We start from the raw sequence: 26417 nt of genomic DNA, 5'->3' as shown, positions 1-26417 counted from the left end.
CTCCATCAGCCTAATAGCTCGGTTTTATAGTCGCCAGCCGGGAAGCGGAATGGTACCGGCCCATCAGCAATACCATCCAGGAACTGACGAACCCGCGGATCGCAATTGCTTTGCAACTGTTCCGGCGTACCCTCTGCAATCACATGTTGATCGGCAACAATATAGGCGTAGTCGGCAATACTCAGCACTTCTGGCACATCATGTGACACCACCACGCAGGTTACGCCCAACGCGTGATTCAGTTCGTCAATCAGTTTGACCAAAACGCCCATGGTAATTGGGTCCTGACCAACGAACGGCTCATCAAACATGATGAGTTCAGGATCTAAAGCGATTGCTCTGGCCAATGCCGCACGGCGCGCCATCCCCCCCGAAAGTTCCGCCGGCATCAGTTTCGCTGCTCCACGTAGTCCAACGGCCTCGAGTTTCATCATGACGGTGCTATGCAGCAGCGTTTCTGGCAGATGACCGTGCTCCCGCAAAGGGAAAGCGACATTCTCAAACACAGTCAGGTCGGTAAACAGCGCACCAGACTGGAATAACATGCTCATTTTCTTGCGCACGTCATAGAGGCGATGTCTTGATAATGACGGAATATTATCGCCATCAAACCAGATTTCACCAACGTCGGGAGAAAGTTGTCCGCCAATCAGACGTAACAATGTCGTTTTCCCGATGCCCGATGGCCCCATAATGGCAGTGATTTTGCCTTTGGGAACAGTCATGTTTATATCTGTAAATATCGGTCGCTCGCCGCGGGTAAAACTCATCCCGCGAATCTCAATCAGATTAGAGGCCGGCTGATTCATGCTCATTCATCCCTTTAAGCCGTTTATTACCTATTTAATCGCCAATGCTACAGTAAATGACACCAATAGGTGTAATGCGTAGCATTCTTACAACTTATTTCCGTTTTTTCGTAGCCAAAGTGGCCATAAGTTTTACTTTTCCAGCGCTCACAGTCAAAATTAGTGCATAAGAGAACGAAAGCGAAAATTCGTGCAAATGCCCTTTCGCCAGCAAACCCGGGATTATACCTAATAAGGACTCTGCATGTTTCTTGCGATAGCATTATTAATCGTTGGTTTGGTTTTATTGGTGTACGGTGCCGACCGTTTGGTTTATGGCGCAGCGGTGTTAGCCCGTTCATTGGGTGTCCCGCCATTAATCATTGGGATGACCATTGTTGGTATCGGCACGTCTCTGCCAGAATTGATTATTTCGGTTACCGCAGCGTTAAATGGTCAAACAGATATGGCCGTGGGTAATGTCATCGGTTCTAATATTACGAATTTATTGCTTATTGTTGGTTGTGCGGCATTAATTCGCCCATTAACAGTACGCTCAGAAATTCTTCAGCGGGAGCTGCCATTAATGCTGGTCGTCACGGTATTATGCGGTTTTATACTCACTGATAATTACCTCAGCCAATGGGATGGTGTCATTCTGCTCACCTCAGCGGCGGCCTTTATTACCCTGATGCTGAAAATCACCCGTTTGGCGCACAAAGAAGGCAACGATATTCTCACCCGCGAGCAGCTCTCGGAACTTCCTCAGGACAGCAGTAATACCGTGGCCTGTTTATGGCTGGTACTGGCTTTTATTATTCTGCCGCTTTCCGCCAAGATTGTGATTGATAATGCTACTGTTATCGCCCGTTTTTTCGGGTTGAGTGAGTTGGTCATCGGCCTGACGGTCATTGCTATCGGCACCAGTTTACCTGAGTTGGCTACATCCATCGCTGGCGCGCTGAAAGGTGAGGATGATATGGCCATTGGCAATATTATCGGCTCCAATATCTTTAATATCGTTATTGTACTGGGTGTTCCGGCCTTATTATCTCCGGGTGCGATTAATTCAGAAGCTCTACAGCGGGACTACTGGGTGATGTTGATTGTCAGTGTCATATTCACCTTACTTTGCCTGGGACGAAAACAACGAATCGGTCATCTGGCTGGCGCTCTGTTATTATGTGGCTTTATCGCATACCTTGCGGTGCTATTTTTTACCCCTTTCAGTGCAGTACTCTAAAATGAGCAGGAATTGAGTATGTCTAATTTTGCTTTGCACCCGGACGTCGATTTTCAACAGGCCGGTAAACAGGTATTAAAGATTGAACGTGAAGGTCTTGCCCAGTTAGATCAATATATTAACGAAGATTTTACCCGTGCTTGCGAGAAAATATTCTACTGCCAAGGCAAAGTTGTGGTGATGGGCATGGGAAAATCCGGCCATATCGGTTGCAAAATAGCCGCAACATTTGCCAGTACCGGTACACCAGCCTTTTTTGTTCATCCCGGTGAAGCCAGCCACGGCGATTTGGGCATGGTTACACCACAGGATATCGTATTGGCTATCTCCAACTCCGGTGAATCCAACGAGATTCTGGCGCTAACTCCTGTTCTGAAGCGACTACAGATTCCGCTGATCTGCATGACTAATAATCCAAATAGTAGTATGGGCAAAGCGGCAGACATTCATTTATGTATCAAAGTACCAGACGAAGCCTGCCCGCTGGGGTTGGCGCCCACCACCAGCACCACAGCAACGTTGGTGATGGGTGATGCGCTGGCCGTGGCACTGTTGCAGGCGCGCGGTTTTACTCAGGAAGATTTTGCACTGTCGCATCCCGGCGGCGCACTGGGACGTAAGCTGTTATTACGCATTAGCGATATTATGCATACCGGTGATGAGATTCCCCACGTGAGTCCCGACGCGTCCCTGCGTGATGCGCTTTTGGAAATCACTCGGAAGAATCTTGGTTTAACCGTTATCTGTAACGATTTGATGAGGATCGAGGGTATCTTTACCGACGGTGATTTACGCCGGGTATTTGATATGGGTATCGATCTGAATAATGCCAAAATTGCAGATGTAATGACCCGTGGCGGTATTCGGGTACGACCGAATATGTTGGCAGTCGATGCGCTTAATCTGATGCAATCGCGCCATATAACAGCATTGTTGGTTGCTGATGGTGACCAGTTGTTAGGCGTGGTTCATATGCATGACATGTTAAGAGCTGGCGTCGTATAAAGGATATGGAATGAGTAACACTGAGTATGTAGCAACCTGCTACGGGCCGGTCACCACTAATGTGATCGAGCGCGCCGCCAAGATTCGCCTGTTGATCTGCGATGTTGATGGCGTGATGTCCGATGGCCTGATTTTTATGGGCAATAATGGCGAAGAGTTGAAAAGTTTTAATGTTCGCGATGGTTATGGTATTCGTTGCCTGATAACGTCAGGAATAGAGGTCGCAATCATTACCGGCAGATCGGCAAAATTGCTGGAAGACCGAGCCAAAACTTTGGGTATTACTCATCTTTATCAGGGGCAGTCCGATAAGCTTTTGGCTTATGGCGAGCTGCTGAGCAGCTTATCCTGTCAACCCGAGGAAGTGGCATATATTGGCGACGACCTCATCGACTGGCCGGTCATGGCTCAAGTCGGTTTGTCCGTCGCGGTGGCAGATGCGCACCCAATATTATTGCCCAAGGCTCATTACGTCACCCGAATCCATGGTGGCCGAGGTGCGGTACGTGAATTGTGCGATCTGATATTGTTAGCCCAGGGTAAGCTTGACGGCGCCAAAGGATTGTCGATATGAGTAAAACAAAATTTTGGATAACGCTGATACTGGCGCTAATTGCCTTATCGTTAATTGGCTGGAATTATTCTGGTTTTAATCATCCAGACCAAAAAGTGCTTGTCGACGATAATGAACCGACCTATCAAAGTCAGCATACGGTCACGGTAGTTTATAATCCAGTGGGTAAACTTAATTACAAACTGGTGGCGGAAGACGTCAAAAACTACACCACCAAAGAAGTCACCTGGTTTACCAAACCGGTCATGACCATGTTCGATGAAAATGCCGTAGCAACCTGGTCAGTCCGCGCCGATCGCGCCAAATTGACTGACGATAGGATGCTGTTTTTATACGGTAATGTTGAGGTCAACAGTTTGACGACCACCTCACAACTACAAAAAATCAAAACTGATAATGCCCAGGTTAATTTAATCACTCAGGATATATCCTCAGACGATGAAGTGACACTTTATGGCATTGGGTTTACATCTAACGGCATGAAAATGCGTGGAAACTTGCGGAACAAAACCGCAGAGCTGATTGAAAAGGTTAATACCTACTATGAAATCCAAAAATAAAATTCTTCATCTTCTGATTGCCAGCTCGCTTTTGGCCGCAAGCGTTCCGGCATTGGCATTAACTGGCGATACCGATCAGCCCATCAATATTACCTCTGACAAGCAGGCGTTGGATATGACCGGTAATACGGCGACCTTCACCGACAATGTGATCGTAAAACAGGGTAGTATCGAAATTAAAGCCGATAGAATGGTGATTTCGCGCCCCGGCGGCGATCAAAGTAAAACCGTGATTGAAGGTTTTGGTAACCCCGTGACTTTCTACCAAATGCAAGACAATGGAAAACCGGTTAAAGGCCATGGTCAGAAACTGCGTTATGAAGTTGCCAAAGAGTTTGTCATTCTGACGGGCGATGCATATCTGGAACAGTTGGACAGTAATATCAAAGGTGACAAAATCACCTATTTGGTGAAAGAGCAGCAAATGGAAGCGTTCAGCGATAAAGGCAAACGCGTCACCACCGTGCTATTACCATCCCAGTTACAAGACAAAGGGCCGAATGCAACCGGCCAAAAGAAGAGTAAGTAATCATTTATGGCAACATTAATCGCAGAAAAGCTGGCTAAGGCATACAAAGGCCGTAAAGTGGTCGACGGCGTTAGCCTGAAAGTGAACTCCGGTGAGATTGTTGGCCTGCTTGGCCCCAACGGGGCGGGTAAAACCACCACTTTTTATATGGTTGTCGGCATTGTTCAACGTGACGCTGGGCGTATCGTGATTGATGACGAAGATATCAGCCTGCTGCCATTACATGAACGCGCTCGCCGCGGTATCGGGTATCTGCCGCAGGAAGCCTCTATCTTCCGCCGTCTGAGCGTGTATAACAATCTTATGGCGGTGCTGGAAATCCGTCACGATCTCTCCACTGAGCAGCGTAAAGAACGTGCTGAAGAGTTGATGGAAGAGTTCCACATCACCCATTTGCGCGACAGCTTGGGTCAATCGTTATCCGGTGGTGAACGTCGACGGGTAGAAATTGCCCGCGCATTGGCAGCCAACCCAAAATTCATCTTGCTGGATGAACCTTTTGCCGGCGTCGATCCTATTTCTGTGATTGATATTAAGAAAATTATCGAGCATTTACGCGACAGCGGTCTGGGTGTACTGATTACCGATCATAACGTGCGGGAAACTCTGGATGTGTGTGAACGCGCTTATATCGTGAGTCAGGGGCATTTAATCGCCCACGGCACACCGCAGGATATCCTGGCTGATGAACAGGTTAAGCGCGTCTATTTAGGCGAAGAATTCCGCCTCTGATATTAGTCTTTTTGGCTCGTTATTCATTAAGGGACGTTGACTTAATACTATGAAGCAAGGTTTGCAACTCAGGTTTAGCCAACAACTGGCAATGACCCCCCAACTCCAACAAGCCATCCGTTTGTTGCAGCTCTCTACGCTTGAACTTCAGCAAGAGATTCAGTTGGCGCTGGAAAGCAACCCACTGCTTGAGCAAACGGATATTCACGAAGAAGTCGATGCCAAAGAGATTGAAGATCGGGACGAACTGGATACCCGAGAAGCTCTTGAACAAAAAGATATGCCCGAAGAGCTGCCATTGGATGCCACTTGGGATGAAATTTACACTGCTGGCACGCCGTCAGGAATGGGCAACGATTATAGCGACGATGAACTGCCGGTTTATCAGGGCGAAACCACGCAAACCCTGCAAGACTATTTGATGTGGCAGGTAGAGTTAACGCCGTTCTCTGAAACCGATAGCGCTATCGCCACCTCAATCGTTGATGCTGTAGATAACACTGGTTATCTCACCGTGCCACTGGAAGATATTCTGGAAAGCATGGGCGATGACAACCTGACGCTTGACGAAGTGGAGGCGGTACTCAAGCGCATCCAGCATTTTGATCCTATTGGCGTTGCGGCGCGTAATCTGCGGGAATGCCTGCTGGTTCAGTTGTCGCAGTATGCGAAAGAAACACCTTATTTGGCTGAAGCCAAGCTGATTGTGAGCGATTATCTGGATCTGTTAGGTCACCATGATTTCCGCACAATGATCCGCTTGAGTCGTTTAAAAGAAGATACACTTAAAGAAGCCATTACACTGATTCAATCATTGGATCCACGCCCAGGCCAATCGATCAATACCGGTGAGTCTGAGTATGTCATTCCTGACGTTCTGGTACGTAAAGAGCATAGTGGCTGGGTAGTAGAACTGAACGCTGATAGCATTCCACGGCTGAAAATCAATCAGCAGTATGCGGCAATGGGCGGCAGTGCGCGCAATGACAGCGATGGTCAGTTTATCCGTAGTCATTTGCAGGAGGCGAAGTGGCTGATCAAGAGCCTGGAAAGCCGCAACGAGACGCTATTGAAAGTTGCCCGTTGCATTGTCGAGCAACAGACCGCGTTCTTTGAAAACGGTGAAGAATATATGAAACCCATGGTGCTGGCTGATATCGCTCAGGCCGTGGATATGCATGAATCGACGATTTCTCGTGTGACGACGCAAAAGTTCTTGCATAGTCCTCGGGGCATTTTCGAGCTAAAGTATTTTTTCTCTAGCCATGTAAATACCGAAAGCGGAGGCGAAGCCTCTTCCACGGCAATCCGGGCATTAGTGAAAAAATTAGTGGCGGCAGAGAATCCTGCTAAACCACTTAGCGACAGTAAGCTGACCACCCTACTTTGCGAACAAGGTATTATGGTGGCACGGCGAACCGTCGCGAAATACCGAGAGTCGTTATCCATCCCGCCGTCTAACCAACGTAAACAGTTGGTTTGACCCGAACAGAGAAGGAAGACACTATGCAACTCAACATTACCGGACATCACGTCGAAATAACCGAACCTTTACGCGAATTTGTCACCACAAAATTCGCCAAGCTTGAGCAATACTTTGATCGAATTAATCAGGTCTATGTCGTTCTAAGTTTGGAGAAAGTACAACAAATTGCCGAAGCGACGGTTCATGTTAATGGAGGAGAGTTGCATGCAACCTCGGAACACCAGGATATGTATGCGGCAATTGATGGTCTGATTGATAAATTAGCCCGCCAACTAAACAAACATAAAGATAAATTAAAGCAACATTAAGAACACAATAACCACCAGACATGTTGTCTAAAGGGAAAGGTTCTTCACTCACTGTAGCCAGTCGCGCTACATTACCTGAACCGGTGACATGGGATTCCCTGCCGCCGGTATCGGGAGTGAAACAGCGCTTAAGTGAAAGATGAGATGACCAACGATTTAGCAATGCAATTAGACTCGGTATTAAATATCGAGTGCACCAAAAGCTCCGTTCAGTGCTCCAGTAAAAAACGGGCATTGGAAATTATTAGTGAGCTTGCTGCCAAGCAGCTTAACTTGCCGCCACAGGTCGTGTTCGATGCTGTGCTAACCCGCGAACGTATGGGCAGTACCGGTATTGGCAATGGTATTGCCATCCCTCACGGCAAGCTGGAAGAGGATACACTGCGCGCCGTTGGCGTTTTCATTCGTCTCGATCAACCTATCGCTTTTGATGCTATTGATAATCAACCGGTTGACCTGTTATTTGCCTTGCTGGTTCCAGCCGATCAATGTAAAACCCACTTACACACTTTATCTTTAGTCGCCAAACGATTAGCTGATAAAACCGTATGCCGGCGCTTACGTGCAGCACAAAGTGATGAGGAACTTTATCAAATCATCACCGAGGTACCAGCAGAAAGCCTATGATATTTATGTAGGTTTAGCTGTGGTTTATTATTTTCCAATGATGGATTCCGGCAAGTATGCCGGAATAAAAGTTTCTAATTGTGGCGTCAGACGCCATTGAGATAGCCAGGGGAGTTGCCACATGGTGCTGATGATTGTCAGCGGCCGTTCCGGTTCCGGGAAGTCTGTTGCCTTACGTGCCCTTGAAGATATGGGTTTTTATTGTGTCGATAATTTGCCCGTCGTCTTGTTGCCACAACTGGCGCAAACACTTGCTGATCTGAACATTTCCGCAGCAGTAAGCATTGATGTCCGTAATATGCCGGAATCACCGGAAGTGTTTGAGCATGCCATGGCACAATTACCGGAAAGTTTCTCTCCACAATTGCTATTTTTGGATGCCGATCGCAACACGCTGATCCGCCGTTACAGCGATACCCGTCGTCTGCATCCGCTCTCCAATAAAAATCTCTCATTGGAAAGTGCCATCGATGAAGAAAGTGCGCTACTGGAACCCCTGCGTTCACGAGCTGACTTAATTATCGATACATCGGAAATGTCAGTACATGAACTGGCTGAAATGCTGCGTACTCGCCTACTTGGGAAACGCGAGCGCGAATTAACGATGGTGTTTGAATCCTTTGGCTTTAAACACGGCTTACCCATTGATGCTGATTATGTCTTCGATGTGCGTTTTCTGCCGAACCCGCACTGGGATCCAAAACTTCGTCCGATGACCGGTTTGGATCGTCCGGTTGCCGCCTTCCTCGATCGTCATACGGAAGTACATAATTTTATCTACCAGACCCGCAGTTATTTGGAACAATGGCTGCCGATGCTGGAAACCAATAACCGTAGCTATCTAACGGTAGCCATTGGTTGTACCGGCGGTAAACACCGTTCGGTATATGTTGCCGAGCAACTTGCCGACTACTTCCGGGCTCGGGGCAAAAATGTTCAGTCCCGTCACCGTACTCTGGAAAAACGTAAATAATGACGGTCAAACAAACAGTCGAGATCAAAAATAAACTGGGTATGCATGCCAGACCAGCGATGAAATTATTCGAGCTGGTTCAGAGTTTTGACGCTGAAGTGATACTACGCAATGACAGTGGTACCGAAGCCGAAGCCAGTAGCGTCATCGCCTTGTTGATGCTTGATTCAGCCAAAGGCCGGCAAATTGAAGTGGAAGCCACTGGGGCGGATGAAATTTCTGCCCTTGCAGCAGTTATTGAGCTGTTTAATTCCGGCTTTGATGAAGATTGATAACAATGATTGCGGCTTGATGTACTAGCCGCAATCATCGTTCCACAACACCCGACATTTCCATTGACCGATACCGCCACTCTGCTTTCACTCCAACGTTGTTCTATCTATCCACTCCCGCCAATAAAAGCCTACAGCACCAAAGGTAATCGTTTGCTAATTTTAAAAATATGCATATTAGCGCTTGCAGAGAACACAGCTGCGCGTATAATTCGCCACAATTTGCCGGGAGAACCCATGAAAAACCGCGAGTGTTTTGTTGGATATCATCAGATTGAAAATCGACAAAATCGTCTGCCTGTTGGCAGCCAACTGCCGTGGTTTCTGCCGTTGCTAAACCGATCTTATCAGGCCCCTCATTGAGGGGCTTTTTTTTGTCTGCGGATCGGTAAACAGATTTCAAATAATACGCGAATTATACATTAACCCGAATGACATATCAGGTTCAGCCCAACGCCACGGGCTAGCACAGAGGAGAGCGAAACATGGCCAATCCGTTGTATCACAAACATATTATCTCAATTAACGATCTGAGCCGCGGGGATCTTGAGCTGGTATTACGCACCGCCGCCAGCCTGAAAAATCATCCGCAGCCTGAGCTATTGAAACATAAAGTGATCGCCAGCTGTTTCTTTGAAGCGTCAACCCGTACCCGCCTCTCCTTTGAAACCGCGATTCATCGCCTGGGTGCTTCTGTGGTGGGTTTTTCTGACAGCAGCAATACCTCGTTAGGTAAGAAAGGGGAAACGCTGGCAGATACTCTATCTGTCATCAGTACCTACGTTGATGCCATCGTCATGCGTCATCCGCAAGAAGGTGCCGCGCGTCTGGCGGCCGAGTTTTCCGGCGGCGTACCCGTGGTCAATGCTGGCGACGGTGCCAACCAGCATCCCACCCAGACCTTGCTGGATTTGTTCACCATCCAGGAAACCCAAGGCCGGTTGGATAACATTAATATCGCGATGGTGGGTGACCTGAAATACGGCCGCACGGTTCACTCATTGACGCAAGCGCTAGCCAAGTTTAACGGTAACCGCTTCTTCTTTATCGCACCAGATGCGTTGGCCATGCCTGCCTATATTCTGAAAATGCTGGAAGAAAAAGGCATCCAGTACAGTCTGCATGCCAGCATTGAGGAAGTGGTGCCGGAGCTGGATATTCTGTATATGACCCGAGTACAGAAAGAGCGTCTCGATCCCTCTGAGTACGCTAACGTAAAAGCTCAGTTTGTGCTGCGCGCAGCGGATCTGAACAACGCCCGTGAACATCTGAAAATCCTTCACCCGCTGCCACGCATCGATGAAATCACAGCTGATGTGGATAAAACGCCATATGCCTACTATTTCCAACAAGCTGGCAACGGGATATTTGCACGTCAGGCATTGCTGGCGCTGGTTTTAAACGCTGAATTGGCTCTTTAAGGGGAAAGCTATGACTCAGGATTACAAACTTCAGGTAGAAGCGATTAAATGTGGCACTGTAATTGACCATATTCCGGCACAAATCGGGTTTAAGCTGTTATCACTGTTCAAACTGACCGCCACAGACCAACGCATCACTATCGGTTTAAATTTGCCATCCAATCAGCTAGGTCGTAAAGATCTCATCAAGATTGAGAATACTTTCCTGACAGAACAGCAGGCTAACCAACTGGCTATGTATGCCCCTCACGCCACAGTAAATCGCATTGATAATTATAACGTGGTGAAAAAACTGACCCTCAGTCTGCCTGACCACATTGACGGTGTGCTCACTTGCCCTAACAGTAACTGTATCAGTCGTAATGAGCCGGTAGACTCCAGCTTTAAAGTGAAAAAGCAGCAGGATGAAGTACTGCTGAAGTGCAAATACTGCGAGAAAGAATTCGACCATCAGGTGGTATTACAAGGTTGATCGCGGCAAAGAGATTAACATTGCAGGATTTTATGCGGCGGGGACTGTGAGGCACCGCACCCATTTTATGTCCCTGGGTTGCTGTAATTCACCTCAGCTCTATAATAGCGAAGATAAATTGATATCCCTTTCCGCTACACATTAACCAGGAGTCTATATGTCACGCATTATCAGCACTGAGCTCGCCCCTGCCGCCATTGGTCCTTATGTTCAAGGCGTTGATCTGGGCAGCATGATCATCACTTCCGGCCAGATCCCAGTAGACCCAAAAACTGGCGCGGTTGCAGATGACGTTTCAGCTCAGGCTCGTCAGTCTCTTGAAAACGTGAAAGCCATTGTTGAAGCCGCAGGCCTGAAAGTTGCTGATATCGTTAAAACTACGGTATTCGTTAAAGACCTCAATGATTTCAGCACAGTCAATGCGACCTATGAAGCTTTCTTTACTGAACATAACGCACCATTCCCGGCCCGTTCTTGCGTTGAAGTGGCGCGTTTGCCAAAAGACGTGAAAATCGAGATCGAAGCTATCGCCGTGCGTCGTTAATCCGACTCAGTATCAGTACCAATAACGGCTGAAAAACCTCGATCCAGCGATCTCTGGTGGGGGAAACAGGTAGAAGAGTCAAGCGCCCGCGCCAATAATGGCGCGGAACGAGCCGACAAGGACGTATTCACGGCGTCTTGACGATCTGCCTGTTTTCACCGCTGCGAGCACTTTGTCATTAACCTCGTATTAACGTCTTATCCGTTCATCCTGCCTGATTTGACAACTCACTGAGAAAAACCCCTGGTTTTATCGATCAATCTTTCATCCAGTAGATTCCTTCGTACGGACGCAACATCAGAGATTCCGGCTGCGATTGACTGTCGTCATAACTGCTCATCAGCAAGGACCAATTGCCTCGTTCCAGATCGCCAGATTGCCACTGCACCGGTTTATCACTCAGGTTTGCTACCACTAACAAACGCTGATTACGCCAACTACGTAGATAACACCATAGGCTCGGATGCTCGGGGCAAAGATCCTGATAATCTCCATAGGTGAAAATATCGTGCTGTTTGCGTAAGCTAATCAGCCGCTGATAAGCGTAAAACACCGAGTTTTTGTCTGCCAAAGCGGCACTGACATTAACTTCAGGATAGTTAGTACAAGGTGAAATCCATGGTGTCCCTACAGTGAAACCGGCATTAGCACTGCTGTCCCATTGCATCGGCGTGCGCCCGTTATCCCTTGATTTACTAGCCAAAATAGCCAATAACTCATCAGGTTGGCACCCTGATGCACTCAATTCAGCAAACATATTCAGGCTTTCTAGATCCCGATATTGTTCGATAGTGGAAAAACTCGGATTGGTCATGCCAATCTCTTCCCCTTGATAGATATATGGGGTGCCTTGCATACCCTGCAATACCATCCCCAGCATTTTAGCCGCGGGTACGCGCAACGAGCCTTCGTCACCAAAACGAGAGACGATGCGTGGTTGATCGTGATTACACCAGAACAAAGCGTTCCACGCCCGGTTATGCATACCTTGTTGCCAGGTACGGAAAATTTCTTTCAGTTCAACCAGATTCGGCTCCGCCAGCGACCATTTCTCACCGTTCAGATAATCCACTTTCAAATGGTGGAAATTGAACGTCATCGACAATTCATTACCGGCTAATGCCGCATAGCGCTGACAATGTTCCAGATGGGTGGAAGACATTTCACCAACAGTCATTAAACCGCGTGGTTGGAATACCTCCCGACTCATCTCTTGCAAGAATTCATGGATTCGTGGGCCATCAGTATAGAAACGACGCCCATCACCCGTGGGATCAGAAGGAAAATCTTGTTGCTTGGACACCAGATTAATCACATCCAGCCGCAGTCCATCGACACCTAAATCTGCCCAAAACTCACAAACTTTTTTCAGTTCATCGCGCACGGGCGGGTGTTCCCAGTTCAGGTCAGCCTGCTCTGGTGCAAATAAATGCAGGTAATACTGGCCACTCTCCGCATGCCATTGCCAAGCGTTACCACCAAACTTGGATCGCCAGTTATTAGGTAATTGCTCTCCTTCACCATCGCGCCAAATATAGAACTGGCGATACGGGCTGGCAGGATCTTTCGCCGCCTGGAACCAAGCATGTTCAGTGGAAGTATGGTTAAACACCATATCCATCACGATGCGAATTCCACGCTGATGGGCTGCATGTATAAAGGCTTTAAAATCATCCATGGTGCCGTAAGCAGGATCGATAGCGCAGTAATCAGCTACGTCGTAACCGTTGTCTACCTGTGGCGAAAGATAAATCGGCGTTAACCAGATGGCATCAACGCCCAATTGACGAATATAGTCCAAGCGCTGCGTGACGCCAGCCAAATCACCGTAACCGTTGCCAGTACTGTCCTGAAAACTTTTTGGGTAAATCTGATAGATGACACCGTTTTGCCACCAGGGAATAGGATTATTCATAGCAGAGACTCTTATTCATTTATTCATTTGAAAAATTGCCCCGCCAAACGTCAACAGGGCATCACGCTAATCAAACCGGCAGTTCTCCACGGCTTTCTTTGCGTTTATAAACCAAAATAGTCAGCCCTAGCGGAATAATAATTGCCACCAACATCGCTAGTGAATAGATTAGCCAGAACTGCGGCTTGATTGATAAAATTCCCGGTAAACCACCGACACCAATGCCGTTGGCCATCACACCACTTAAACCACAAATCAGGCCAGCAACCGCTGAACCCACCATCGCACACAGCATCGGGAAACGATATTTCAGGTTAATTCCGTACATGGCTGGCTCGGTTACGCCAAGGTAGGCAGAGATTGCCGCAGGCACCGAAATTTCACGTTCATTAACTTTGCGGCTGATAATAATGATGCCCAATACCGCCGATGCCTGCGCAATATTGGATAACGCAATCAATGGCCAAACGGGTGTACCGCCCATGCTTTGTACCATCTGCATATCAATGGCCAGCGTCGTTTGATGTACACCGGTAATCACCAACGGCGCATACAGGAAGCCAAACAATGCCGCACCAATGGGTGCGAAACTGCCCGTCATCACTGCTTTGACGCCCCATGCCACACCGTCGCCGATCATGCGACCAAACGGCCCAATTAGCGTGTGCGCCAGGAACACTGCCAGCAATAGAGAAACCACCGGAACAACAACTAAATACAAATAAGCCGGAATGATTTTCTTCAGATTGACTTCAATCCAGCCCAGAGCCAAACCGGCGAGAATTGATGGAATTACCTGCGCCTGATAACCGATCTTTTCAACGGTAAACCAGCCAAAATTCCACACTTCAGGTAATTGTTGTCCTAACAGGTAAGAATTCATCAACTGTGGTGATACCAGCGTAACGCCCAGTACGATACCCAGTACTGGCGACCCCCCCATTTTCTTAACTGTTGACCAACAGATAGCCACTGGCAAGTAGAAGAAAATAGCCTCGCCCAACAGCCATAAGAAGTCATAAATGGTTTTCCAGGCCGGATGCATTTGTGCCAATGTCTGGCCACCGGACATTGGAATGTCACCAATAACATTACGGAAACCAAGAATTAAACCGCCACTGATTAATGCGGGCAATAACGGGAAGAAAATTTCAGCGAAATGGGAAATTCCGCGTTCAAACCAAGTCATATTCTGTCGGGCAGCCAGCTTGGTTTGCTGTTTATCGGCTTCGGCATGACCAATGGTAGCAATCAACGCCTTATAGTAATCATCCACTTCTGGCCCGATAACCACCTGAAACTGACCTGCATTAGTGAAACAACCTTTAACCATCCGCAGATCTTCAATCGCCTTAGGATCGGCGTTAAGCGGATCGTTAAGGACAAAACGTAGCCGGGTAATACAATGACTGACAGTGGCAATATTCTCTCTGCCACCCACCAATACGATCAGCTGGTCGATGTCTTGTTGCTTTACTTTGCTCATTTCAACATACCTTTCATAAGGTGGGAAACCGCGATCATTTGCCGGGACAGACACACCAAGATTTAAATTAGTAGCTCATTAAAGATTAGCTACTGATCTACACTTATGGAATGGGAACGTTCCCATGCTGTGTTGAAGATCACAATTTAACGCCTTTTATTGCTGATATAACCAGCAAAAATACGTTGATTCGATCGATCAAATCAGTTTTCCGGGGATGATGATCTGTTGGATCGCCAAGCCATTATTTAGCTGGCCGAGCAACTGCTGAGCGGCTTGAACACCAGCACTACCATAACCTAATTCAACAGAAAAAGAATTAGGAAACAGGAAGTTAAGCAATGGTGTATTCCCTATCCCACACACTTGAATATGTTGCTTACCCTGCTGCTGCAAGTATTTATTCACGCCCAGTGCAATAGTATCTGAGGCGCAAACCAACGCCGAAGTATCAGGTTTGATCACCTGAGAGGCTTGCTGAAAACCACTTTGGTAACTGAGTTCTCCTAGCGTGACCGTCGGCGTCAACCCATGCCGTTGGCAGTAATTCAGATAGGATTGATAGCGGCGCATACCGGTAGTGGCATCAGAAGATTGGACGCCAATATAGCTAATATGCTGATGACCCGCCTTGCGCAGCTTATCCATTAACAGGCTGACGGCACCATCATCATCATAACAAACAGACGAAAATCCAGGATATTCTCGCGCCAGCACAACCAGTTTTTCCTGCCACGGTATCAACATTTCGGCACTTAACCCGGTGAAACCGAACACAATGACGCCATCGACATTACGCTGCCGCAAGATATTGAGATGCTCAGTAACCCGCTCGGCATCAAACTGGCTTTCCATTAAAATCGGATCATAGCCTTGCTGATAAAACAGCGGCAACATGGTGCGTACCGCCTGATTCTCAGAGGGAGAATCCAGACGGGAAACAATAATACCCACCACTTTATCGCTGTGGCCACGCATTGCCCGGGCAGATTTAGACGGTGTAAAACCGTGCTGACGAATCACCGCCTCAACCCTGTCCCGAGTTTGTGGGCTAACACTGCCTTCATTATTCAGAACCCGCGATACGGTGGATTTCCCCACACCACTCATACGGGCAATATCTTTGATCGTCAAACGGCTTTGCATGGTTTACCTAACGTTTAGGTTGAAAAGTATAAACTAGGACGATTATTAGGTTTTACCTTGATAATAGAAAGGTTATTTCTTCTGCAATCAACAGTGTTAAAGATGAAATACCGCTAGATTTCACACCGCAACAAAGTCGTCATTCGTGAGCTTAGCCTACGACTGGCCGAGGTGAGTAAAGGCGCTGCGGTTTGAAAGATAGATCAAGGCAATAATGCCTATAGACACCGTATTTTCCTACCTTTACGCCATAAAAAATACCGTAAAGGTTTCTATGTGCGGGTGGAAGTCGCGTAGCGCCTACCCTATTTTTTTTCCTTACCGGAGGTTAATACCCAGTGGACCCCGTCCCCCAATCGGCCCCCTTAGGGTGGCACCGGTAAGGTCATGCTCCGTTTTCGCTGCTGCCTTACCGGAAAATAATCTGGTAGGCAGTAACGTGTCATAATTTCGCTCGTTCCTGCTTAGCAATACTTTTGCCATTACCACGGCAGTTTTGTCGTGGATGTAATCAGGTTCAGTACGATGAAAGTAAAAAATCTTGCCCGGCAAATGCTTAATGCATTGAGCCGCAATCTGCCACGCCGCCTGATCCGGCGCGAAACCATGTTGGATGGCCTGCCTAAAAAAGGCATGGCCAAAGAGCTGCCAGCTGAACTGGCACAACAACGTCTGCACTGTGCCAACGAAACATCGCAACAACTTTACGATCGCTTTGGTAGCCATCCCGAGGGGTTAACCGAGACGGAAGTCAACGCTATCCGCCTACGCTGTGGTGAAAATACCATTGAAAATCAGCAAGCTGCACCTTGGTGGCTTCACCTGTGGCACTGTTATCGTAACCCATTCAATTTACTGCTTACGCTGCTGGCACTGATCTCTTATGCAACAGAAGATCTTACCGCCGCATTAGTTATTGGTATGATGGTGCTGATTTCCACGCTGATGCATTTTATTCAGGAAGCCCGTTCCAACAAGGCGGCTGATGCGTTAAAAGCCATGGTCAGCAACACCGCGACCGCCATTCGTAGTGATGATAAAACCGGGAAAAGCGAACTCTGGGAAATTCCGATTTCCCAGCTAGTGCCCGGCGATATTATCAAGCTTTCCGCTGGCGATATGATCCCCGCAGATCTCAGGATCCTACTGGCTAAAGATTTATTTATCAGCCAAGCGGCGCTGACCGGTGAATCTCTACCGGTAGAAAAAACCGCCACCAGTCGTTATCCCGATGAATCTAATCCATTAGAGCGCGATACTCTGTGCTTTATGGGCACCAATGTGATCAGCGGATCAGCATTGGCCATCATTATCGGCACTGGTAATCAAACTTATTTTGGTCAGCTAGCAGAACGGGTTACCCACCAAGATGAGCAGCCTAATGCTTTTCAAAGTGGCATCAGTAAAGTCAGTTGGTTGCTAATCCGCTTTATGTTGGTGATGACACCTATTGTGTTACTGATCAACGGGTTTACCAAAGGCGACTGGTGGGAAGCGGCGCTGTTTGCGCTTTCTGTCGCCGTCGGTTTAACGCCTGAAATGCTGCCAATGATTGTGACCTCAACCTTAGCAAAAGGAGCCGTCAAACTTTCAAAGCAAAAGGTTATCGTCAAACGTCTAGATGCGATTCAGAACTTTGGGGCGATGGATATTCTGTGTACTGATAAAACCGGGACACTGACACAGGATAAAATCGTACTGGAAAGCCATACCGATGTCTTTGGCGCTAACAGCGAAAGAGTTTTGCACTACGCCTGGCTGAATAGCCATTACCAGACTGGCCTGAAAAACCTGCTAGACGTGGCGGTTCTCAGCGCGATGGCAGAATCCGATGCCAGTGCGGCATTAAACTGCTATCGAAAAGTGGATGAAATTCCGTTTGATTTTGAACGCCGCCGAATGTCGGTGGTCGTCGCAACTCAGGATGACTATCACGAACTGATTTGCAAAGGTGCACTGGAAGAAATGCTGAGCATTTGCAGCCATGTCCGTCAGGGCGATGACGTGATTCCACTGACCGAGGTATTACTCAGCCGTATTCGTCGTATTACCGACGACTTAAACCAGCAAGGCCTGCGAGTTGTCGCCGTCGCCAATAAAATCTTACCGGCAATCCATCATCAGGACTACAGCGTAGCCGATGAGTCCGACCTGATTCTGGAAGGGTATATTGCCTTCCTCGATCCGCCAAAAGAAAGTACGGCTCCGGCACTACACGCACTGAAACAGAACGGTATTACCGTAAAAATTCTTACCGGCGATAATGAATTGGTGGCACGGAAAGTCTGCAAAGAGGTAGGTCTTTCCGTCGAGCAGGTGTTGTGCGGCAACGATATTGAACAAATGAGTGATGAAGCATTAACCACCGCCGCTCGCACAACAACCGTCTTTGCCAAACTGACACCGCTACATAAAGAACGTATTGTGCAGACATTACGTAGCGCAGGTCATGTTGTTGGTTTTATGGGCGACGGTATCAACGATGCACCCGCGTTACGCGCGGCTGACATCGGTATCTCCGTAGATTCGGCGGTAGATATTGCCAAAGAAGCAGCAGATATCATCTTGCTGGAAAAAAGCCTGATGGTGCTGGAACAAGGGGTAATTGAAGGACGGCGGACGTTTGCCAACATGCTGAAATACATAAAAATGACAGCAAGTTCTAACTTCGGCAACGTGTTTAGCGTACTGATTGCTAGCGCATTTTTACCTTTCCTACCGATGCTGCCGCTGCATTTGCTGGTACAAAATCTGATGTATGATATTTCACAAATCGCGATCCCATTCGATAACGTGGATGAAGAACAATTAACCCAGCCTCAGCGCTGGAACGCTAAAGATCTTGGGCGCTTCATGGTGTTCTTTGGCCCGATAAGTTCAATTTTTGACGTATTGACCTTCTCGCTAATGTGGTGGGTATTTAAGGCTAACACACCAGAGATGCAGACATTATTCCAGTCAGGCTGGTTTATTGAAGGCCTCCTATCGCAAACATTAATTGTACATATGATTCGCACCAGAAAGATTCCGTTTGTTCAAAGTCGAGCCTCATGGCCACTGTGCCTAATGACGCTAGCCGTGGTAGTCACGGGTATCGGTTTGACCTTTTCACCGTTAGCAGGATTCCTGCAATTGCAGGCGCTACCGCTCAGCTACTTCCCGTGGTTGATCGTGATTCTGACTGGCTACATGGTGACGACGCAACTCGTGAAAGGCTGGTTTGTTCGCCGCTATGGTTGGCAATAATATCTCCAGTCACACGCTATAACGGGAGGGCTTAGGCTCTCCCTAAACAATCAATCGGATGCCTTTAATATTGCAATTTTATATCTCTAAACGTTGGGGAAAGTAGAATAATATACCGTCAGAAGAATATCGGTAAGCCAATAAGTGTGGTTATTCGACAAGGAGTCCATTGAGTATATAATTGCAGATATGGTTTTTAATTAGATTGAAATTTAATTATATGAGATGGTTCTGCATTTTTAGATCTATTATCGACAAATAATAAAAAATTAACCAGTACTTTATTGATCATGGCGATGAGTATATTAATTTATTTATTTGAACACTAAAAATAGGCTGGCAAACACCAGCCAACGGTGAGAATTCATTTATATTAAATATTCAAATAAATTCACAACCATATTAAACCATCTTTTAAATAAGTATTTTATTTACCCATTAGTTTTTATTAAAACAAATATCAAAATCAATACATATTCACCTTGCTTCCGAATCCTGGAACCCATGTGTTTTTCATAATATTTACGCCACTACCATTCCATATTGGCCCCATTGGCACCGTCGGGATCTTAACATCAACTGGCCCATGATTTATCGCGCTATGAATCACTGATTGGCTCGCGCCAAGCCCTGCGCCGAGCAACATTCCAGGGGGACCACCAGGCGCGCCAAAACCCGCACCTAGCACACTATCAATAAGGATATCTTTAATAACTTGTCTATTATCGACACTGCCGTAAACACAGCTCATTTCTTCATTATTTAATTTAATCATATTAGCTCCCTTTGATACGATTATTGTTAATTAAAAGATGAATGATAAAGATGAACAAAGACGTCAACGTCGAGAATATCAATAAATCTGATATTTTATTGATACTAACCAACTCATACATATGTGATATATCGTGTGAAATCATGTATAAAAAAGTAGACATTACAGATATAAATAATATCTGCATGTAGATCATCAACTTATTACTTAGCTTGTATTTTTTAAGGAAAAAATAGGAACCGATTAAACTAAAAACAAAAGGCATGTAGTAATACATTATCCATCCTGTTATTGTCCATGGGTTATATACTAGCCTTTTTCACCTTTATCATTGCTATGATAACAGATTAAAACCAAATATTAATATCAAAAAAAATTATCTTTAATTAGATACGCCGCATTTAGGAATTCAGCCAATGTATTCTCTAGATAAATCTCACCCGCACCAACAAGTACATTTTTAATTATAAACATATAAAGCAAAGTATTATTGTGAAAGTAAAAATAAACTAGTTAAAATTGGGACTTTAATCATCTTTTTGCAAATACAGTCCCTTCATTGATATTGAATATCTACAGGCCTTAAAATTGAAGTTCAAGTGAGTCATTTAAAATCGTCGATGGTCCGTTACCGCCACGCCAAAAATGCTCCGTGATCCAGATCTCTTTCTTTTCTCTTCGGAAACGCCTAGTATCAGACTAATAATCTGATATTTTCTAACACCCCCTCTCCTCTGGTGCGGGGGTGTTGTTTTTATGTTTTCTGTACTTGAATTGGAGAGTGGTATGACCAAGCCAAGCATCACGATTAACGAGCTGGACGCCGAACGTTTGGATGCGTTGTTGGCACAACCTGCTTTTGCTGATAGTCCTATTGCCAATGCGCTAAATGAAGAACTTGATCGTGCCGACATTTTACCACCATCAGAGATTCCTGCTGATGTGGTAACCATGAACAGCCGGGTGCGTTTTCGTGATTTGAACAGCGAGGAAGAGCATATTCGTACGCTGGTTTACCCTGCGTCGCTGAAAGATAGTAGTGAGCAAATATCAGTGATGGCACCACTGGGGGCGGCGCTGCTTGGGCTGCACGTCAATGATGAAATCAACTGGACGCTGCCGGGCGGAGACGAGGCTCGTATTACCGTATTGGAATTACTCTATCAGCCAGAAGCTGCTGGTGAATTTCACCGCTAATGTTAGCGTTGAAAACCATTATCGCTAGCCGTACCATGCGATAAATCAGTAAAGGGTGGCAGCTCGACGAGCTGTTCCCCTTTTATTCGCTTGGAGGACAACCGATTAGCGGTATTTCTTATGGTAAACATCGCGGGTAACTTTGAATTCCTGCGCGACTTTCCGCGCTTCCTCCAATTTGCCCTGATTAGCTAATGCCAGAGATTGATCGATCTGATCAATTAGTATGGTTAATCCGTGGCGAAAATCTTTCACCTCCGCACTATCTGGTCCTTTGCTGCTCAATTTGCTCGGTATGCCTTTTTGTGCATCCAGAGCGGCGACGCGCATCCCTTGTAAACCTTCTTTAAAGCGGTCAATTGAATCGGTTTTCAGGACAGCACCATAGTTTGTCGCAATGGTATCCATGTCTTCCGCAATGTCTGCGGCCATGACGAAAGTACTGGCGCTCAATAGCATAGCGGCAACCAATACCTTAATTTTCTGACTCATGCTCACATTCCTTATAATTATTGTTAGTACTATGTATCCCTCTAAACATAGGTGTAAGAGAGTAGAACTGGCAATGTTATTTTTGTAAAACACTGAAAATTTGAGCATAAAAATGGCTAGGGACAATTGCCACTAGCCATTTAAATCATTTGTGAAACCTAAAACCATTAACCGTGGTTAGCTATGCAAAAATAGATAATCGGTTATTCTCCGGCAATTTTCATTTCTGGCAATAATACTGAGCCACACTGAATATTACTGCGCGTTTCAATATCGCTGCCCACACTCACCATATGGCGCAACATGTCTTTTAAATTACCTGCGATAGTAATTTCACTTACCGGGAACTGAATTTCGCCATTCTCAACCCAGAAACCGGCGGCACCACGAGAATAATCTCCCGTGACGGTGCTAACACCTTGCCCCATCAATTCAGTCACCACCAGACCTTTACCCATTTGCTTGAGCATACCGTCAAAATCCAGGCCTTGACCCGCGATGCGCCAGTTATGGATACCACCAGCATGGCCGGTACTTTGCAGCCCCAATTTACGCGCAGAATAGCTGGTCAACAGATAGGTTTGTAATACGCCATCTTTCACAATATCACGCTGCGAAGTGCGAACCCCTTCGCTATCGAATGGCGTAGACGCCAGTCCGCGTAATAGGTGTGGGTGCTCTTCAATGGTCAACCATTCCGGCAGGATTTGCTTACCTAAATGATCGAGCAAAAAAGTAGATTTACGGTAAATATTGCCGCCGCTGATCGCGGAAACCAAATGACCAAACAAACCGGTAGCCACTTCAGCAGCGAATAATACTGGGGCTTTCATCGTTGGCAGCTTGCGCGGCGATAAACGGGATAAGGTACGACGAGCACACTCTTCACCCACCCATTCCGGGCTGGCTAAATCTTCCATCCGCCGACTGATGCTGTATGCATAATCTCGCTCCATATCGCCATCGTGCTCTGCGATAACGCTACTGGAGATCGAATGGCGGCTGGAACAATAGCTTTGCAACATACCCTGGCTATTGCCGAATACTTTAATACCGTAATGACTATTAAAGCTGCCGCCTTCAGTATTGGTGATGCGTTTATCCGCCTGAAGTGCGCTCTGTTCTGCCCGGGCAGCCAGTTGAATACCGTGTTCGGCATCCAGTTCTGCTGGATGGAACAGGTCCAAGTCCGGTGCATCGAAAGCCAGCAAGGATTGTTCTGCCGGGCCAGCGTAAGGGTCCGGAGAGGTGTAACGGGCGATATCCAACGCCGCCTGCACGGTACGAGCCACCGCGTCGGGATTTAAATCCGTGGTGGAGGCACTGCCTTTACGCTGTTGATGATAAACGGTAATTCCCAGCGCACCATCGCTGTTGAATTCCACGTTCTCTACCTCGCCAAAGCGGGTGCTGACGCTGATACCGGTGGTTTTGGTAACGGCGACTTCGGCCGCATCCGAACCAGCGCGTGCCAGTTCCAAAGCTTGTGCAACAGCCTGTTCCAGCGTTTTACGCTGTTCTGCAACTTGAGTGACTACTTTCATCGATCTGCCATAATTAATGAGATAATCGTTCAGAAAAGTGCCGTGACGGCGTAGTAATACGACGGTTTACACGGATAAAATGTAGAGTGCCATGGCTTTGAGTCTAACAGGATCTGCGTACAATTTCGCAGAAAGCCAACAACCTGATAGGATTAGCCTCTTTTTAAGGAATAACACCATGAACAAACAGCCCGAAGATTGGCTAGACGAAGTCCCAGAAGAAAAAAACGAAGATGATGAAGAGATTATCTGGGTCAGTAAAAGTGAAATTAAACGTGATGCCGAAGCACTGAAAGATTTAGGTACCGAGCTGGTTGAACTGGGGAAAAATGCCCTGGATAAAATCCCGCTGGATGAAGATCTGTTGGCCGCCATTGAGCTGGCGCAGAAGATCAAGAAAGAAGGCCGTCGCCGCCAGATTCAGTTGATTGGTAAAATGCTGCGTGCCCGTGACATCGAGCCGATCCAAACCGCGCTGGATAAGCTGAAAAATCGCCATAATCAGCAGATTTCGCTGTTCCATAAGCTGGAAGTATTGCGCGATCGTCTGGTTGCCGAAGGTGATAACGTCGTACCTACCGTACTGGAACTGTATCCCGATGCTGATCGTCAGCAACTGCGCAGCCTGGTTCGTAATGCCCAGAAAGAAAAGGCTGCCAATAAGCCACCGAAAGCATTCCGTCAAATCTTCCAGTACCTGCGTGATCTTGCCGAGAAGCAGTCATGATCGGACGGGGCCGGGAGCTTGTTACAGGCCCCGGTACCCGACTAGCCGATGTTAAAGCGTAAACTGCCGGACAGCTCTTCCTCCGCTTCTTCAAATAGCAGAATAATCGCACCAAAGCGCCGTTTCCGGCGGTGATTGAGATGAATAAACTCAATTTCCACCGGTAAACCGATGCCGCCAGTGACCGTATCCCATAGCGCATCCAGATTGGCGCCGAATTCTTCACTCAGGGCAAATTTCTGCGAAAATACATGATAAAACGCGGGAAGATCCGGTATATGGTCAAAATCAAAGGTCACTTTCACCATTTTTCACTCCATTCGAACGAAATGCTTATAGTGATCCCGAGTCAGGTAGATCAGGCCATCATTGGAATAGAGCAGTCGATCTGTGCCGCGGTGGCCACATTGATAATTGACATCTGCCTCACGCCAAATCCGCTTATCCGCTTTAGGTAATATCCCTTCCCGGTTTGAGAAACGATCGCCACCAATGGCTTTCCCCGGTAATACCTGACACAAATTACCGTCTTTTGGGTTCCAGCCTTGCTCACGAGCCTGCTTTTTTGTGATGTAGAAATCCGGTAGCTCATTATTCTGTTTAATGTATTTTGAAACTTTATCATGTTGCGTCAGTTGATCAATAGAACTAGCCTGATTATGGCTATCCGCATCACTTTGGCCAGTATGCTGGTTTGTTTTAGTCGCTACTCGCTCGTTGTTCGGCGTGCTTCCCCGCTCATTCCCTTGAATGGCCGCAACAATGAATACCAGCGCTACCGCCAGAATACCCAGCAAACGTTTATTCATGGTTTTCTCACCCATTGATTAGGTTAAAGCGTCGGCTGACGCTCATTAGCGCCAACCTATTGTGCGGCTTACAGATTACCTAAATGCAGGGTTTTGACTTGCATAAACTCCTCTAACCCCAGCACGGAGCCTTCTCGTCCCAACCCCGACTCTTTTACACCACCAAAAGGTGCCAACTCGGTAGAAACCGAGCTTTCGTTAACACCAATCATGCCGCTTTCCAATGCTTCCGAGACGCGAAATACCCGTTTCAGATTTTGGGTGTAGAAGTAAGCCGCCAGGCCGAATGGCGTATTATTGGCGCGCTCAATCACTTCCTCTTCACTGGTAAAACGAAAACAGGCAGCTAATGGCCCGAAGGTTTCTTCATCAGCCACTTTCATCTCTTCAGTCGCATCAGCAATCACCGTTGGCTGGAAGAAGTTCCCACCCAGTGCATGACGTTCACCACCGGCCAACAAACGTCCGCCTTTCGCCAGCGCATCTTTAACTTGCTCCTCTACCTTCTTCACACCGGCAGAATTGATCAGTGGCCCAAGATTGACGCCATCATCCATGCCGTTACCCACTTTCAGTTTTTTGACTTCCGTCGCCAAACGGGTGACAAATTCTTCGTAAATGCCATCCTGAATATAAAAACGGTTAACACATACGCAAACCTGCCCCGCATTGCGGAATTTACACGCCATGGCACCTTGAATCGCCGTATCCAGATCGGCATCATCAAAGACGATATAAGGCGCATTCCCGCCTAACTCCATTGAGATTTTTTTCACCGTTTCAGCGGCGTTACGCATCAATGTCTTGCCCACCTCGGTGGAGCCGGTGAAGGAAATTTTGCGCACCTCAGGGCTGACCATAATGGCATCACTGATCGCCTGAGTATCACCGGCTACACCGTTTAACACCCCGGCCGGAACCCCAGCTTTTTCAGCCAGAGCCAGTAAGGCAAACGCTGAAAGCGGTGTGTTATTGGCGGGTTTAATCAAGCCGGTACAGCCTGCTGCCAGCGCGGGGCCAAGTTTACGGGTCAACATCGCCAGCGGGAAATTCCACGGTGTAATCGCCGCCACTACGCCCACGGGTTCGCGGGTGGCAAATATCCGCGAGCCTGCTTTAGTCGGTGGAATAATCTCGCCGTTGGCTCGTTTGGCCTGTTCGCTAAACCATTGAATGAAGCTGGCAGCATATTCCACCTCGCCTAGAGCTTCTTTCAATGGCTTACCTTGTTCCGCAACCATCAATGCCGCCAGATAATCACGATTCTCTACCATCAGTTGATACCAACGTTGCAAGATTTCAGCACGCTGTTTAGCGGGTGTTTTTCGCCAAGCTGGAAAAGCGTCATGAGCCGCTTTAATCGCCGCTTCCGTTTCACGTTTACCCGCTTTTGCCACCTGAGCAACCATTTCACCGGTAGCCGGGTTAACTACATCAAATGTTTCCGCCGCCTGATACCATTTTCCTCCGACAAAATAGCCAGTTTTAAACAGTTCGTGTTGCTGTAGCGGGTGATCCAGATAGGTTTGTGACGACATTTTCAGGC

General features: G+C 47.2%; 27 protein-coding genes. 17 read left to right on the top strand and 10 right to left on the bottom strand.

The window, feature by feature from the left end; all coding sequences use genetic code 11:
- Positions 1-5: 5 nt before the first annotated feature.
- Entirely contained in the window at positions 6-809 is an 804-nt protein-coding gene (gene mlaF / locus DJ39_RS03705; protein ID WP_038241180.1) for a phospholipid ABC transporter ATP-binding protein MlaF, read from the bottom strand.
- A 244-nt stretch (positions 810-1053) separates the two neighbouring features.
- Here mlaF and DJ39_RS03700 point away from each other — a divergent pair, with 244 nt between their 5' ends.
- The 14 genes from DJ39_RS03700 (at position 1054) to ridA (ending at position 11534) form a co-directional block, all read left to right on the top strand.
- Positions 1054-2031, top strand: a complete 978-nt coding sequence (locus tag DJ39_RS03700; RefSeq protein ID WP_004722384.1) for a calcium/sodium antiporter — start codon at positions 1054-1056, stop codon at positions 2029-2031.
- Between the two features lie 18 nt (positions 2032-2049).
- Positions 2050-3036, top strand: coding sequence for an arabinose-5-phosphate isomerase KdsD (kdsD, locus tag DJ39_RS03695; RefSeq protein ID WP_004722386.1), 987 nt, complete (start codon positions 2050-2052; stop codon positions 3034-3036).
- A gap of 10 nt (positions 3037-3046) precedes the next feature.
- On the top strand, positions 3047-3610 hold the full coding sequence (kdsC, locus tag DJ39_RS03690) for a 3-deoxy-manno-octulosonate-8-phosphatase KdsC (RefSeq protein ID WP_004722388.1): 564 nt from the start codon (positions 3047-3049) through the stop codon (positions 3608-3610).
- Complete coding sequence (gene lptC / locus DJ39_RS03685; RefSeq protein WP_038241183.1) at positions 3607-4170, top strand: LPS export ABC transporter periplasmic protein LptC; 564 nt, start codon at positions 3607-3609, stop codon at positions 4168-4170. Before kdsC ends, lptC begins: the two co-directional genes overlap by 4 nt.
- A complete protein-coding gene (gene lptA, locus DJ39_RS03680; protein WP_038241184.1) occupies positions 4154-4699 on the top strand; it encodes a lipopolysaccharide ABC transporter substrate-binding protein LptA in 546 nt (181 codons plus the stop codon). The genes lptC and lptA overlap by 17 nt, the downstream gene beginning before the upstream one ends.
- A gap of 6 nt (positions 4700-4705) precedes the next feature.
- Positions 4706-5431: an LPS export ABC transporter ATP-binding protein gene (lptB, locus tag DJ39_RS03675; protein WP_004722394.1), complete on the top strand. Its 726-nt coding sequence runs from the start codon at positions 4706-4708 to the stop codon at positions 5429-5431.
- Between the two features lie 49 nt (positions 5432-5480).
- The gene (gene rpoN / locus DJ39_RS03670; RefSeq protein WP_004722396.1) at positions 5481-6914 is read left to right on the top strand and encodes an RNA polymerase factor sigma-54; all 1434 of its coding nucleotides are present in this window, start codon (positions 5481-5483) and stop codon (positions 6912-6914) included.
- A gap of 23 nt (positions 6915-6937) precedes the next feature.
- Positions 6938-7225 (top strand): ribosome hibernation promoting factor, encoded by a 288-nt coding sequence (gene hpf, locus DJ39_RS03665; protein ID WP_004722398.1) that lies wholly within the window; start codon positions 6938-6940, stop codon positions 7223-7225.
- A gap of 144 nt (positions 7226-7369) precedes the next feature.
- Positions 7370-7852: a PTS IIA-like nitrogen regulatory protein PtsN gene (ptsN, locus tag DJ39_RS03660; RefSeq protein WP_038241186.1), complete on the top strand. Its 483-nt coding sequence runs from the start codon at positions 7370-7372 to the stop codon at positions 7850-7852.
- A 121-nt stretch (positions 7853-7973) separates the two neighbouring features.
- Entirely contained in the window at positions 7974-8825 is an 852-nt protein-coding gene (gene rapZ / locus DJ39_RS03655; protein WP_004722401.1) for an RNase adapter RapZ, read from the top strand.
- Complete coding sequence (gene npr / locus DJ39_RS03650; RefSeq protein ID WP_038241188.1) at positions 8825-9097, top strand: PTS phosphocarrier protein NPr; 273 nt, start codon at positions 8825-8827, stop codon at positions 9095-9097. Before rapZ ends, npr begins: the two co-directional genes overlap by 1 nt.
- A 485-nt stretch (positions 9098-9582) precedes the next feature.
- A complete protein-coding gene (gene pyrB / locus DJ39_RS03645; protein WP_004722404.1) occupies positions 9583-10518 on the top strand; it encodes an aspartate carbamoyltransferase in 936 nt (311 codons plus the stop codon).
- Positions 10519-10528: 10 nt separating this feature from the next.
- Entirely contained in the window at positions 10529-10990 is a 462-nt protein-coding gene (gene pyrI, locus DJ39_RS03640; RefSeq protein WP_004722407.1) for an aspartate carbamoyltransferase regulatory subunit, read from the top strand.
- Positions 10991-11147: 157 nt separating this feature from the next.
- On the top strand, positions 11148-11534 hold the full coding sequence (gene ridA / locus DJ39_RS03635) for a 2-iminobutanoate/2-iminopropanoate deaminase (RefSeq protein ID WP_004722408.1): 387 nt from the start codon (positions 11148-11150) through the stop codon (positions 11532-11534).
- 256 nt (positions 11535-11790) lie between these two features.
- Here the strand turns inward: ridA and treC are convergent, their stop codons facing one another.
- The 3 genes from treC to treR all read right to left on the bottom strand — a co-directional run bounded on the left by treC (position 11791) and on the right by treR (position 16081).
- Positions 11791-13449, bottom strand: coding sequence for an alpha,alpha-phosphotrehalase (treC, locus tag DJ39_RS03630; RefSeq protein WP_004719312.1), 1659 nt, complete (start codon positions 13447-13449; stop codon positions 11791-11793).
- A 70-nt stretch (positions 13450-13519) separates the two neighbouring features.
- Entirely contained in the window at positions 13520-14935 is a 1416-nt protein-coding gene (gene treB / locus DJ39_RS03625; RefSeq protein ID WP_038241190.1) for a PTS trehalose transporter subunit IIBC, read from the bottom strand.
- Between the two features lie 198 nt (positions 14936-15133).
- Positions 15134-16081: a trehalose operon repressor TreR gene (gene treR, locus DJ39_RS03620; protein ID WP_004719317.1), complete on the bottom strand. Its 948-nt coding sequence runs from the start codon at positions 16079-16081 to the stop codon at positions 15134-15136.
- Between the two features lie 525 nt (positions 16082-16606).
- On the opposite strand from treR, the gene mgtA reads away from it, so the two are divergent.
- A complete protein-coding gene (gene mgtA, locus DJ39_RS03615) occupies positions 16607-19327 on the top strand; it encodes a magnesium-translocating P-type ATPase (protein ID WP_004719319.1) in 2721 nt (906 codons plus the stop codon).
- 466 nt (positions 19328-19793) lie between these two features.
- Here mgtA and DJ39_RS03610 read toward each other — a convergent pair whose 3' ends face one another.
- Positions 19794-20102, bottom strand: a complete 309-nt coding sequence (locus DJ39_RS03610; RefSeq protein ID WP_004719321.1) for an E492 group microcin — start codon at positions 20100-20102, stop codon at positions 19794-19796.
- Between the two features lie 786 nt (positions 20103-20888).
- On the opposite strand from DJ39_RS03610, the gene rnk reads away from it, so the two are divergent.
- Positions 20889-21299 (top strand): nucleoside diphosphate kinase regulator, encoded by a 411-nt coding sequence (gene rnk, locus DJ39_RS03600; RefSeq protein ID WP_004719324.1) that lies wholly within the window; start codon positions 20889-20891, stop codon positions 21297-21299.
- Positions 21300-21404: 105 nt separating this feature from the next.
- On the opposite strand, the gene cybC is transcribed toward rnk, so the two are convergent.
- Both cybC and pmbA read right to left on the bottom strand, forming a co-directional pair.
- The gene (cybC, locus tag DJ39_RS03595) at positions 21405-21791 is read right to left on the bottom strand and encodes a cytochrome b562 (RefSeq protein ID WP_038241200.1); all 387 of its coding nucleotides are present in this window, start codon (positions 21789-21791) and stop codon (positions 21405-21407) included.
- A 203-nt stretch (positions 21792-21994) separates the two neighbouring features.
- Positions 21995-23335: a metalloprotease PmbA gene (pmbA, locus tag DJ39_RS03590; RefSeq protein WP_004719328.1), complete on the bottom strand. Its 1341-nt coding sequence runs from the start codon at positions 23333-23335 to the stop codon at positions 21995-21997.
- 178 nt (positions 23336-23513) lie between these two features.
- Here pmbA and yjgA point away from each other — a divergent pair, with 178 nt between their 5' ends.
- The gene (gene yjgA, locus DJ39_RS03585; protein WP_004719329.1) at positions 23514-24062 is read left to right on the top strand and encodes a ribosome biogenesis factor YjgA; all 549 of its coding nucleotides are present in this window, start codon (positions 23514-23516) and stop codon (positions 24060-24062) included.
- A 41-nt stretch (positions 24063-24103) separates the two neighbouring features.
- On the opposite strand, the gene DJ39_RS03580 is transcribed toward yjgA, so the two are convergent.
- From DJ39_RS03580 to DJ39_RS03570, 3 genes are all read right to left on the bottom strand, one after another.
- The gene (locus DJ39_RS03580) at positions 24104-24370 is read right to left on the bottom strand and encodes a barstar family protein (RefSeq protein ID WP_004719331.1); all 267 of its coding nucleotides are present in this window, start codon (positions 24368-24370) and stop codon (positions 24104-24106) included.
- A 3-nt stretch (positions 24371-24373) separates the two neighbouring features.
- Positions 24374-24871: a ribonuclease gene (locus DJ39_RS03575; protein WP_038241277.1), complete on the bottom strand. Its 498-nt coding sequence runs from the start codon at positions 24869-24871 to the stop codon at positions 24374-24376.
- A gap of 68 nt (positions 24872-24939) precedes the next feature.
- Positions 24940-26409 (bottom strand): NAD-dependent succinate-semialdehyde dehydrogenase, encoded by a 1470-nt coding sequence (locus tag DJ39_RS03570; RefSeq protein WP_004719335.1) that lies wholly within the window; start codon positions 26407-26409, stop codon positions 24940-24942.
- Between the last annotated feature and the right edge of the window lie 8 nt (positions 26410-26417).

Source organism: Yersinia ruckeri ATCC 29473, assembly GCF_000754815.1.
Classification (GTDB): domain Bacteria; phylum Pseudomonadota; class Gammaproteobacteria; order Enterobacterales; family Enterobacteriaceae; genus Yersinia; species Yersinia ruckeri.
This window is presented reverse-complemented; position numbering and strand designations above follow the sequence as displayed.

Excerpts from the sequence above, each read along its gene's own strand:
- DJ39_RS03610 (WP_004719321.1), bottom strand. The coding sequence starts at position 20,102 with ATGATTAAATTAAATAATGAAGAAATGAGCTGTGTTTACGGCAGTGTC.
- pyrI (WP_004722407.1), top strand. The coding sequence starts at position 10,529 with ATGACTCAGGATTACAAACTTCAGGTAGAAGCGATTAAATGTGGCACT.
- cybC (WP_038241200.1), bottom strand. The coding sequence starts at position 21,791 with ATGAGTCAGAAAATTAAGGTATTGGTTGCCGCTATGCTATTGAGCGCC.
- pyrB (WP_004722404.1), top strand. The coding sequence starts at position 9,583 with ATGGCCAATCCGTTGTATCACAAACATATTATCTCAATTAACGATCTG.
- rpoN (WP_004722396.1), top strand. The coding sequence starts at position 5,481 with ATGAAGCAAGGTTTGCAACTCAGGTTTAGCCAACAACTGGCAATGACC.
- npr (WP_038241188.1), top strand. The coding sequence starts at position 8,825 with ATGACGGTCAAACAAACAGTCGAGATCAAAAATAAACTGGGTATGCAT.
- treR (WP_004719317.1), bottom strand. The coding sequence starts at position 16,081 with ATGCAAAGCCGTTTGACGATCAAAGATATTGCCCGTATGAGTGGTGTG.
- kdsC (WP_004722388.1), top strand. The coding sequence starts at position 3,047 with ATGAGTAACACTGAGTATGTAGCAACCTGCTACGGGCCGGTCACCACT.
- DJ39_RS03570 (WP_004719335.1), bottom strand. The coding sequence starts at position 26,409 with ATGTCGTCACAAACCTATCTGGATCACCCGCTACAGCAACACGAACTG.
- lptA (WP_038241184.1), top strand. The coding sequence starts at position 4,154 with ATGAAATCCAAAAATAAAATTCTTCATCTTCTGATTGCCAGCTCGCTT.
- rnk (WP_004719324.1), top strand. The coding sequence starts at position 20,889 with ATGACCAAGCCAAGCATCACGATTAACGAGCTGGACGCCGAACGTTTG.
- ptsN (WP_038241186.1), top strand. The coding sequence starts at position 7,370 with ATGACCAACGATTTAGCAATGCAATTAGACTCGGTATTAAATATCGAG.
- mlaF (WP_038241180.1), bottom strand. The coding sequence starts at position 809 with ATGAATCAGCCGGCCTCTAATCTGATTGAGATTCGCGGGATGAGTTTT.
- lptB (WP_004722394.1), top strand. The coding sequence starts at position 4,706 with ATGGCAACATTAATCGCAGAAAAGCTGGCTAAGGCATACAAAGGCCGT.
- lptC (WP_038241183.1), top strand. The coding sequence starts at position 3,607 with ATGAGTAAAACAAAATTTTGGATAACGCTGATACTGGCGCTAATTGCC.
- treC (WP_004719312.1), bottom strand. The coding sequence starts at position 13,449 with ATGAATAATCCTATTCCCTGGTGGCAAAACGGTGTCATCTATCAGATT.
- treB (WP_038241190.1), bottom strand. The coding sequence starts at position 14,935 with ATGAGCAAAGTAAAGCAACAAGACATCGACCAGCTGATCGTATTGGTG.
- pmbA (WP_004719328.1), bottom strand. The coding sequence starts at position 23,335 with ATGAAAGTAGTCACTCAAGTTGCAGAACAGCGTAAAACGCTGGAACAG.
- ridA (WP_004722408.1), top strand. The coding sequence starts at position 11,148 with ATGTCACGCATTATCAGCACTGAGCTCGCCCCTGCCGCCATTGGTCCT.
- kdsD (WP_004722386.1), top strand. The coding sequence starts at position 2,050 with ATGTCTAATTTTGCTTTGCACCCGGACGTCGATTTTCAACAGGCCGGT.
- DJ39_RS03575 (WP_038241277.1), bottom strand. The coding sequence starts at position 24,871 with ATGAATAAACGTTTGCTGGGTATTCTGGCGGTAGCGCTGGTATTCATT.
- yjgA (WP_004719329.1), top strand. The coding sequence starts at position 23,514 with ATGAACAAACAGCCCGAAGATTGGCTAGACGAAGTCCCAGAAGAAAAA.
- rapZ (WP_004722401.1), top strand. The coding sequence starts at position 7,974 with ATGGTGCTGATGATTGTCAGCGGCCGTTCCGGTTCCGGGAAGTCTGTT.
- mgtA (WP_004719319.1), top strand. The coding sequence starts at position 16,607 with ATGAAAGTAAAAAATCTTGCCCGGCAAATGCTTAATGCATTGAGCCGC.
- DJ39_RS03580 (WP_004719331.1), bottom strand. The coding sequence starts at position 24,370 with ATGGTGAAAGTGACCTTTGATTTTGACCATATACCGGATCTTCCCGCG.
- hpf (WP_004722398.1), top strand. The coding sequence starts at position 6,938 with ATGCAACTCAACATTACCGGACATCACGTCGAAATAACCGAACCTTTA.
- DJ39_RS03700 (WP_004722384.1), top strand. The coding sequence starts at position 1,054 with ATGTTTCTTGCGATAGCATTATTAATCGTTGGTTTGGTTTTATTGGTG.